The organism is Bartonella sp. TT29SHDZB (genome assembly GCF_042193395.1).
Lineage (GTDB): Bacteria > Pseudomonadota > Alphaproteobacteria > Rhizobiales > Rhizobiaceae > Bartonella.
Genome location: NZ_JBHILQ010000054.1, coordinates 1 through 3137, shown reverse-complemented (window position 1 = coordinate 3137; position 3137 = coordinate 1). Strand labels below are relative to the sequence as shown.

The following is a 3137-nucleotide window of genomic DNA, read 5'->3' as shown; positions in this document are numbered from 1 at the left end:
GCTTTAAGTTTTTGATCAAGACGTTTTGCTCTATGGAAAGGGCAACAATGCTTTTAAAGAGCTTGGGGTGGAGGGGGGAAATTGAAAGAAAAGAGGGACATCTATTTATTTACGAGACCGTTATTTATTTACGAGACCGCTAAGGACAGTTTCTCATCTCTGGATGAAAAAGGTTTTGTGCAATTTGGTTATGGAATTGTGAGAGACGCTGGTATCCATGCGGCGGCTTGCCAAATGATTAATCCTTATCATTTTAGGGCTTTATCATTTTGGGGGGGTGCCAGATTGACAACGAGGCATTGAGGCAAAGGGGTGGATTTTAAGGCAAAGGGATTGAAATTTCTTGAGGAAGAGGTAAGCGTAGGGCGTGTCGTGTACTTGAGGAAGTTTTCGATGAGGCAATGAATGAGGTTGATCTGGGACTGAGGTTGATCTTGGCCGCGTGCTTGGCTTTCAAGATGGGGGCACCACCTTGGAAAAAGGGGTGTTTTGGCTTGTAAGTGCGCATGTATAAGCGCGTATAGGGCAAATGAATAAAATATTTAGAAGGGAGATTATAGTGCTTGCTTTACTCTGAGAAGGGTGCTAAGCGAATTTACCGCGCTGGTGGCGTGCTATCGAATATTGAAGAGTGGGAATTTTAGAAGTGGGGGAGTATCCGTATGATCGAAGATAAATCACAACATCAATTTGCCCATAAGGGAGATAAGGCTTTTGTATCGCAGCCAGTGTTGGATCAATCAGAAGCTTTCAAAAAATTGACGGCTCTTTCAACAGGCGATTATATCATCATTTGTTGTTTGGCTATCCTCTTGTTGGTGCTTTTTTCCGCGTCTGCCTATATGGATCCTTTGGAATTTTTTCACGTTATATCCAAAGAACAGCTCCAAGCACTGGGACAAATGAAACAAGAAAGTCTTCAGGAAAGACTTCAGGAAAGTCTTAAACACCCTTTCCAAAATCCTATAATTCAGCATGTTCTTGATGCGGGGTGGAATAGTGTTTGGGCTTTTTTATGTTTCTTACCGCAAATAATTTTTGGCGTTCTTTTTGGTTTTTGTCCGCTCTTTTTTGTCTTTAACGCCGTATTTAAACGGGATGTGAAGGAAATGATGCTACAATGGGAAACCTTGCCAGAGCAGCAACAGCTAGACAACCAATCTCTTAACAGAAGACAATAGGGGGAAAAGTGAGTGCTTCTTTAATCATTGGAATGTTGATTGCCGTAGGAACGGCAATTTTTATTTGTTCTGCAATTTTTATGGTATTCCTTTCTACCGTGGTGACAATCGTTGCACTTTATTATTCGTTGATAAAACGGACAATCTTGTTATTGGTGACGCAGCGAAAATTAAAAAAGGGTGCAGCGCAGAATTTAGGGCATTATCAGGTAGAGGGTAGAGGACAGAGGACAGTTCTTGCAACACAGTTGCGTGCCTTTTCTTTTCAAGAATCTTTGCTTCTCTCAAAAAAAGATTATTGTATCATCTTTTTTCTAGCCTTTATTTTGATGATGCTTTTCGTAGGTTTGATAGCTTTTTTTGCTTTTTTTCCAAAATCTGCGGTTTTTTTGCACAATTACGTGCCTATGATAGTGCTTCACATTATTGATTTTGTCATGCGACTGCTGTTTTGGGTCTGGACATGTATTGTTGTTTCTTTACCTGTCATTTTAATTCTCCATAGTCTCCTTCAGTATGGCGTGCAAGAAACAGTAAAGGAATTAGAAACATTTGTTTGAGCAGAGAATAAAAATGATGATTTCACATCAATGCGATAGGGAAAAAAAGGGAGCATTATGATGCAGCATTTGGTTTTTTTAGGGTTCATTATCATTGCCATTTTAATGGTTATGGTTATGGTCAGGTTTCCTTACCTGTTGATCAAGCATATGAGGTTATCTTTTAAACTCGCTCAAGGCTTGAAAAAGAGTACGACGCAACAAAAGCAAGCCATACAACAATTGCGCAATGATCGGGGAGAAATGAAAAGACACAATCTCGCGCTTGAGACACTTGATGCAAAAATGCGCTTTCTTAACTTCAAAGAATCTCTGCCTTTTTATTCAAAAGAATGTAAAATAATCTTTTTTATCCTTATTCTCTTTTCTGTTTTGCAATCTGCTTTCTCTATCGCAAATTTTGTATGGTGGAAAAATGATAGTGTTGCCTTTATCATGCAGCTGTTGAGCCTTATATGGTTAGGGATTCTTCTCTTTTCTCCGATCATTGGGATCATGTGCATGAAGTTAACGAGAAAATTGAACAAAATACTTCCACAATTGGAAGAAGCGATACAACAACGCGATCAGGCAATTCGTATGCAGAATGTGGTAGGGGGACAAAATGACGAGTAGTCTTATAACATTAATAGCCATTTCTTTCCTGTGTTTTACGCTCTTAGGTGTTTTAATATGGGCGCCAATCGTTGTCATTTATTACCTGTTTATCAAGCGTGCGCGGCTTTATTGTCGCGTGAAAAAGGAACTGAAATGCGTGCTGAATGAACGCGATATCGCCTTAAGACAGATCTCCCCAAAATAAAAAAGCAGCAGAATGTTTGATAAAAAACAGCTTTCTCTTGTTTGGCAAGACTATAAAAAAATATTCTATCTTTCTACGGTCATGGCGACTGCTCCAATAGTTATAACTGTTGTCGTTAAAATATGGAGAGGGCAGGACTTTGTTTCTCTTGTCGTATTCGAGCCACTAGCATGGATGCTTGCCTGTGTTTTTTTATTCTTACCGATTGTTTTTATTATGCGTTTTATCGTGACCCGTCAGTTGAACAAAATGATACGGCAATTAGAAGAAGAAGTTGAGCAGAAAGGAGCTCCCGTCATATTATACGATGTGAGTGAGGGGAAAGTGAGCGAGGGGAAGTGAGCGAGGGGAAAGTGAGCGAGGGGAAGTGAGCGAGGGGAAAGTGAGCGAGGGGAAGTGAGCGAGGGGAAGTGAGCGAGGGGAAGTGAGCGAGGGGAAGTGAGCGAGGGGAAGTGAGCGAGGGGAAAGTGAGCGAGGGGAAAGTGAGCGAGGGGAAAGTGAGCAAGGGGAAAAAGTGAAGAGAGGCTTTTGTTGATCCTTTCTTTTGACTTGTTCATTAAGGAGCATGGGTGTACTTCTCGTTTTATGCTTTTT

General features: G+C 40.7%; 4 protein-coding genes. All 4 read left to right on the top strand.

Annotated elements, in window-relative coordinates:
• Positions 1–662: 662 nt before the first annotated feature.
• The 4 genes from ACFIJJ_RS09215 to ACFIJJ_RS09200 all read left to right on the top strand — a co-directional run bounded on the left by ACFIJJ_RS09215 (position 663) and on the right by ACFIJJ_RS09200 (position 2885).
• Positions 663–1181, top strand: a complete 519-nt coding sequence (locus tag ACFIJJ_RS09215) for a hypothetical protein (protein ID WP_375621570.1) — start codon at positions 663–665, stop codon at positions 1179–1181.
• An 8-nt stretch (positions 1182–1189) separates the two neighbouring features.
• On the top strand, positions 1190–1741 hold the full coding sequence (locus ACFIJJ_RS09210; RefSeq protein WP_375646741.1) for a hypothetical protein: 552 nt from the start codon (positions 1190–1192) through the stop codon (positions 1739–1741).
• Between the two features lie 57 nt (positions 1742–1798).
• On the top strand, positions 1799–2356 hold the full coding sequence (locus ACFIJJ_RS09205) for a hypothetical protein (RefSeq protein WP_375622853.1): 558 nt from the start codon (positions 1799–1801) through the stop codon (positions 2354–2356).
• Positions 2357–2555: 199 nt separating this feature from the next.
• Positions 2556–2885 (top strand): hypothetical protein, encoded by a 330-nt coding sequence (locus tag ACFIJJ_RS09200; protein ID WP_273790893.1) that lies wholly within the window; start codon positions 2556–2558, stop codon positions 2883–2885.
• The last annotated feature ends 252 nt before the right edge of the window (positions 2886–3137 follow it).